General features: G+C 46.5%; 5 protein-coding genes. 2 read left to right on the forward strand and 3 right to left on the reverse strand.

Annotated features, from left to right (window positions below; genetic code table 11):
• Positions 1-494: 494 nt before the first annotated feature.
• On the forward strand, positions 495-1,934 hold the full coding sequence (locus IM477_RS18505) for a folate/biopterin family MFS transporter (RefSeq protein ID WP_287732991.1): 1,440 nt from the start codon (positions 495-497) through the stop codon (positions 1,932-1,934).
• A 232-nt stretch (positions 1,935-2,166) separates the two neighbouring features.
• Here IM477_RS18505 and IM477_RS18510 read toward each other — a convergent pair whose 3' ends face one another.
• From IM477_RS18510 to IM477_RS18520, 3 genes are all read right to left on the reverse strand, one after another.
• Positions 2,167-2,409: a type II toxin-antitoxin system YafQ family toxin gene (locus IM477_RS18510; protein WP_287732992.1), complete on the reverse strand. Its 243-nt coding sequence runs from the start codon at positions 2,407-2,409 to the stop codon at positions 2,167-2,169.
• Positions 2,403-2,684: a hypothetical protein gene (locus IM477_RS18515; RefSeq protein ID WP_287732993.1), complete on the reverse strand. Its 282-nt coding sequence runs from the start codon at positions 2,682-2,684 to the stop codon at positions 2,403-2,405. The genes IM477_RS18510 and IM477_RS18515 overlap by 7 nt, the downstream gene beginning before the upstream one ends.
• A 116-nt stretch (positions 2,685-2,800) precedes the next feature.
• Positions 2,801-3,586, reverse strand: a complete 786-nt coding sequence (locus IM477_RS18520) for an NIDO-like domain-containing protein (RefSeq protein ID WP_287732994.1) — start codon at positions 3,584-3,586, stop codon at positions 2,801-2,803.
• 414 nt (positions 3,587-4,000) lie between these two features.
• Here IM477_RS18520 and IM477_RS18525 point away from each other — a divergent pair, with 414 nt between their 5' ends.
• Complete coding sequence (locus IM477_RS18525) at positions 4,001-6,172, forward strand: glutamine synthetase III family protein (RefSeq protein WP_287732995.1); 2,172 nt, start codon at positions 4,001-4,003, stop codon at positions 6,170-6,172.
• The last annotated feature ends 230 nt before the right edge of the window (positions 6,173-6,402 follow it).

The raw sequence follows: 6,402 nt of genomic DNA on the forward strand, positions 1-6,402 counted from the left end.
ACCCTTATATAGAAAGGCATTTAGCGATTTTTGTCAATTATTTTTGATCTAGAGCGAACTAATCAATTAAGTCTCTTACCAGATAAGGATTTAGTCGATTTATGACCCCCTATCGAACCATACCAAGTAACGAAGAACCAAAAATTGCCAACGATAGCATAACGGGATACATCTATCCTGGCTTGCTAGCTAAGTTTAAATTGTGATATGAACTCTTACCTGTCGAGATAAGAGTTCATATAGCATTCTGCTGAAGATTTGACAGATAAGCATTTTTTCCAGAATCTTTCCCTATATTACTCTCAAATAGAGCGATCGCAAAAAACTTTCCCCATAACACGACAATAAGCCTTTTATGGGGAAATTCACCTAAAACCCTAAAACCCAATACCCAACCGCCAAAACCTAAAGCTCAACAGCCAAACCCTAACAGCTAACGCACCGATCGAGCGATCAATTATCATAGAGACAGTAAGAAATATTTATGAAACTTCATGCTTATTAATCGCCTTGGCATCGATCGCGGGAAAAAATTCCTTAAAGAGAGTATCTTGTTCGGAAATGACCCTAATCCCGAATTAATTGGCATTTTAGGGGTTTATTTCGTGCAGGGCATTCTCGGACTCTCCCGATTAGCGGTTAGCTTTTTTTTAAAAGACGATTTGGCCTTGAGTCCCTCCCAGATGGGGGCATTAATCGGAGTGGCGGCGATTCCTTGGGTGATTAAACCAGCTTTTGGCTTTCTTTCGGATGGTTTGCCTATTTTCGGCTATCGTCGTCGCCCCTACCTAATTTTATCGGGAATTCTCGGGGTTTTAGCTTGGTTGGCCCTAGCCACTGTGGTGGAGAATGCTTGGCAAGCTACGGCCGCGATCCTGCTTGGTTCCCTTTCTGTCACCATTAGTGATGTCATCGTCGATTCTTTGGTGGTAGAAAGGGCGCGCAGAGAGTCCTTAACTCAATCCGGTTCTCTACAGTCCTTAACTTGGGGAATATCGGCGCTAGGCGGCTTAATTACGGCTTATCTGGGAGGTTGGTTACTGGCACACCTCGGTACTCGTCCCGTCTTCGCTCTCACGGCTATTTTTCCCCTGATTGCCTCAGCCATGGCGTTTTTAATTACAGAGGAAAAAGTCAAGAATGACAATGATGATTCACAATCCACGCCGAAAGTCAAGGAGCAAATCGGGCAATTATGGTCAGCCATTAGACAAAAATCAATTTTATTACCCACTGCCTTTATTTTCCTCTGGCAGGCTACTCCTAGCGCCGATTCTGCCTTTTTCTACTTCACCACCAACGAGTTAGGATTTGAACCGGAATTTTTAGGACGAGTGCGCTTAGTCACCAGTTTAGCCTCGATCCTGGGCATCTGGGTATATCAAAGGTTTTTAAAAGCGATTTCCTTTCGTTTAATTTTGGGTTGGAGTACGGTGATTTCTGCGCTTTTAGGGATGACTACCCTACTCTTAGTTACCCATACTAATCGAGCGCTCGGTATTGACGATCATTGGTTTAGTTTGGGGGATAGTCTCATCCTCACCGTCATGGGACAAATTGCCTTTTTACCCGTCTTAATTTTATCGGCCCGTCTTTGTCCCGTGGGCATTGAAGCATCTCTATTCGCTTTGTTAATGTCCATCTGGAATATGTCAGGATTAGTTTCCCAAGAAATCGGCGCTTTATTAACCCATTGGTTGGGAGTCACCGAAACTAATTTTGATAACCTTTGGTTATTGGTGGTGATTACTAATCTCTCTACTCTCCTACCTTTACCCCTAATTAAATGGCTACCTTCTACGGATCCCCAATCTCAGGAAGTCAAGAAAACTTTTCCCCCCGCAGAAGTCTTTGAACATCATGTTACTGGTTCTTTAGCTGAACCAGGTTTTATTCCCGAACTTGTCCCCGAATTAATCGACACAAGAGATTGACAGTCCAGAAAACGGGTTTCTTTGAGAAACCCGTTTTCTACTAGAAGACTATTTAAACAGATCCGAATGAGTACCAGTCCGAACGAGTGTTAAGTAGCTGGTTATAATTAAATTAAAAATGGATTTTAGGTTCGATCCCCCCTGCCCCCCTTGATAAGGGGGGTGCCGATAGGCGGGGGGATCCCCCCTTAATCCCCCCTTAATAAGGGGGGCATCTGATAATTTTTAACGCCTACCTACTTAAGCTTTCATCATCTCGCTCAATCTTGTAGAGTAACAACCAATCCGGCTCGATATGGCACTCACCATAACCCGACCAATCTCCAACGAGATTATGATCTCGGTATCGCTCTGGTAGTATTTGTTCTTGCACCAGGAGTTCCACTACAGTTTTTAACTTTTCCAAGTCTTTACCCCGTTTTTTCATCCGCCTCAAATCGCGTCGAAAGCGGGTGCTTTCCTGTGGCGTTAACATTCCCCTGTATCCTTGTTCCAATCCTCGAACATCTGCCCGACGCTACTATAACGCTTAAGACGCTCAGGATGTTTTTCTACTTCTTCAATGGCGGCGAGCGTTTCTGTATTAGGAATTTGAACATCAAAGGGAAAACCTTGCTGAAAATCGAGATCAGATAAGGCTGGATGCTGGATTTTTTGTAGCAGAAGCTGTTGTTCTTCGTCAGTTAAGGAAAGGATAATTTGAGCAAGAGAATCAATTAGTTTAGTATTGATTGCAGCAGCTTGACTCATGATTAAACAAATGATTGGGAGTTAATTAATTATTTTAATCTAGTCTAGCGCGAGTTAGCAATCCCTAGCGATCTCCAAAAGTTCAGAAAACGGGTTTCTCAAAGAAACCCGTTTTCTCAGTTCCAATGGCGCTTAAGTGCCGCTCCCGCCCCCAGTAAGCCTAAAGCCAGCAAACCTAAGCCAGAACTTGGCTCAGGAATTGGCGTAATCAGAAAACCACGATTGGAGACACCGACATCAAGGTTGAAATCAGCGTTGACTAAAGTCAGCGCATCAGTACTGCCGTTGTTTGTGATCCCAATAGTGACAGAGCTGTCGTCGTTAGGCGCAGCACCGTACTGCAATTCAATGTTATTACTTCCCTCATGGAGGATCATTTCAAAGGTAACTTGAGGGCCATCGAGGTAATTCGGCACATTGTAAAAACCGACGACAAACTTCTGAGAGCCTGGCGAGCCAGTCGTCTGGTAGCGGATATTACCCTGGGGATTATTGAGGTCATTCCAGAAACCTGCAACTAAGTTGCTCGGGTTTGAGCTTCCGTCGGGCAACGATGGACCACTACAACACCCTTCGTCGGAACCGGGGTTAAAAGTCAGGAAGCCATTTGACGAAACGTACACCTCACTGTAGGTATTGCCGTAGAAATCAAAATTGAATCCCAGGGAGATGGCTCCGCTGACTTCATCGTCGTCAAGGCTAAGAAAGGTGCCACTCGCGCTGATGTTGCGCAGGTTGTTGGCAATTTCAGCACCTCTATATCCGAAGGCATCTGGTCCAGGGAACGAGACGGCTGCGGCTGGTTGGGCAGTAGTAAGGCCAAAGACAGCGATCGCGCTAACTGTGCTGGCGAGGACAACACCAGAGAGAGAGATAGATTTAAAGGTAGTTGTAGTATTCATGAGCAATTTTGAAAAAATCCTCTGTAAATCTTACCCCCCCCCCCGATTTTGTCAAATATCACTTTTTTATCGATTCTATAGATTTTTATCTATACTCCAGAAAACGGGTTTCTCAAAGAAACCCGTTTTCTCAGTGCGATCGCTTGGGGAAGATCGGGTTTGGGATATTTGTAATGTTTGATACAAAGATCTGGATTATCTGTTCTTAAGATGAAGGCTGGTGTTGCTAATTGATCGGGAAAGAGGCGGGCGCGAGCAGATAAAAACCGCACAGAAGCTTGTGCCGTGGGATCGAAATTATTGAGCGGAGAATAGCCTCTGACCGAAATTCAACATCAAAATTAGGAGGAAACTTGTCATCGCCTAAGTAAAGTAACCATTCATCCACGACACAACACAATAGGAAAAATACTTATGAGTTATGGAACGCGTGTTCAAGCTATCTCTCAAGTAACGGATCGTAAACCCCTACCTAGCAAAATTCCTCAGCGTTTAGAGGCCCTCTGGGCAACCGATGTTTTTACCCTGAGCAAAATGCAGGCCAGTCTTCCGAAAGACGTATTCAAATCGGTCAAAAACACGATTTTAACCGGTGGAAAATTAGACGTTTCCATCGCCGGTGCGGTAGCGGCTGCGATGAAAGATTGGGCCACGTCCAAAGGGGCGCTGTACTATGCCCACGTCTTCTATCCGATGACCAACGCCACCGCCGAAAAACACGATGGTTTTATCTCCGTGCAGAGCGACGGTTCGGTGATCACAGAATTTACGGGCAAAGTCTTAGTACAGGGGGAACCGGATGGGTCCTCCTTTCCTAACGGCGGCCTTCGCTCCACTTTTGAAGCGCGGGGTTACACCGCTTGGGATGTCACCAGTCCGGCCTACGTCATGGAGACGGATAATGGTGTAACCCTGTGTATCCCCACGGTTTTCATCTCTTGGACAGGAGAGGCCCTCGACAAAAAAACGCCGCTTTTACGCTCGATTTCATCGATGAGTAAAGCCGCCACCAAGGTGCTGAAGCTCTTAGGACATACGGAAGTCGCCCCCGTTAACTCCAGCTGCGGTGCTGAACAGGAATATTTCCTAGTGGATGCTCATTTTGCCCATAGTCGCCCCGATTTACTGCTCACCGGTCGCACCCTATTTGGTAAACCCGCCGCTAAGGGTCAACAGTTCGACGATCATTATTTTGGCGCGATTCCCGAACGGGTTCAGGTGTTTATGCAGGAAGTAGAGGAAAGAATGTATCGCCTCGGCATTCCGGCCAAAACCCGCCATAATGAAGTCGCTCCCGGACAGTTCGAGATTGCCCCCTTTTTCGAGGCCGCTAACGTGGCCAGTGACCATCAGCAGTTAATTATGACCTTGCTGAAAAGTACGGCTAAAAAACACGGTTTTGTTTGCCTACTGCACGAAAAACCCTTTGCGGGAATTAATGGTTCGGGAAAACACGTTAACTGGTCTGTCGGCAACGCCACCCAGGGCAATCTGTTGGATCCGGGCGATACTCCCCACGCTAATATGCAGTTTTTGTTATTCTGTGGGGCGGTAATTCGTGGCGTTCACAAGTACGGGCCGCTTTTACGCGCAGTGGTGGCTACCGCCAGCAATGATCACCGTTTGGGGGCAAATGAAGCCCCCCCCGCCATTATTTCGGTATATTTGGGCAGCCAGTTAGAAAAGGTATTCGACCAAATTAGCCAAGGACAAATTGAGGGTTCTGATGCCCCGGGGTTGATGGATCTGGGTGTCGATACCCTGCCGGTATTCCCCAAGGATCCTGGTGATCGCAATCGTACCTCTCCTTTTGCTTTTACGGGCAATCGCTTTGAATTCCGCGCCGTGGGTTCTAATCAGTCAGTTTCTGGGCCGCTGGTGGCGATGAACACGATTCTAGCGGATTCCCTGACTTGGGTGGCGGATAACTTAGAAAGCCGGATGAAAGCAGGGGAAGACCTCAAGACTGCTGCCCAGGGTGTTCTCAAGGAGATCATGGACAAACACAGAAATGTGATCTTCGGAGGTAACGGATATTCCCTGGAATGGCACAAAATGGCGGTAGAAGAGCGCGGTTTGGCTAATCTCCGCACCACTGCCGATGCTTTACCCGTGCTGAAGGCTGATTATATCGAAGAACTGTTTGCCCGCATGGGTGTGCTTACCCCCGTTGAACTGGAAAGTCGTTTCGATGTCTATGCAGAACAGTATTTACTGGCCATCGAGGTGGAGGCGAAACTGGTGGTAAGTATGGCTAAAACGATTATTTATCCCGCTGCCGTTCGCTACTTGTCGGAATTGTCTTTGGCGATCGCTAATGCGGCGGCGATCGGCATCGAGATGGATAAGGAAAGGGCCCAAACCGTCTCGAATTTAATTAAATTACTGATGGATGGCGTTAGCAAACTGAGTGCGGCCATGGCTAAAGACGATTTTGACTCGATCGAGGAACATATGCAGTATTCCGCTCAAACGATCCGTCTCTTGATGGATAAGGTGCGCGAATATGCTGACACACTGGAAGGGGAAGTGGCCGACAATTTCTGGCCTCTACCTACCTATCAAGAAATGTTGTTTGTTAAATAACATGACGGCAAGGAGGGGGTGAATAGCTGGAAAAATGATTCGCCACCCCCTTCTTTTTAGCTCTGGTAGTTTTAAGTTATGTTAAGAAAAGTAGTGCGAAACGTTTAGGCATGAAATAGGGAACCAAATGCCCGAAATAACCGCCTAGTAAGGTCTTCAGTCCCCTGACTGAATCTAACAGGTCAACCCAGACCAGCCTTATAACTGTTTATATGTCCCGACGTTTAGTA

This window comes from Microcystis sp. M090S1 (assembly GCF_020246295.1).
In the GTDB taxonomy this organism is placed as follows: Bacteria; Cyanobacteriota; Cyanobacteriia; order Cyanobacteriales; family Microcystaceae; genus Microcystis; species Microcystis aeruginosa.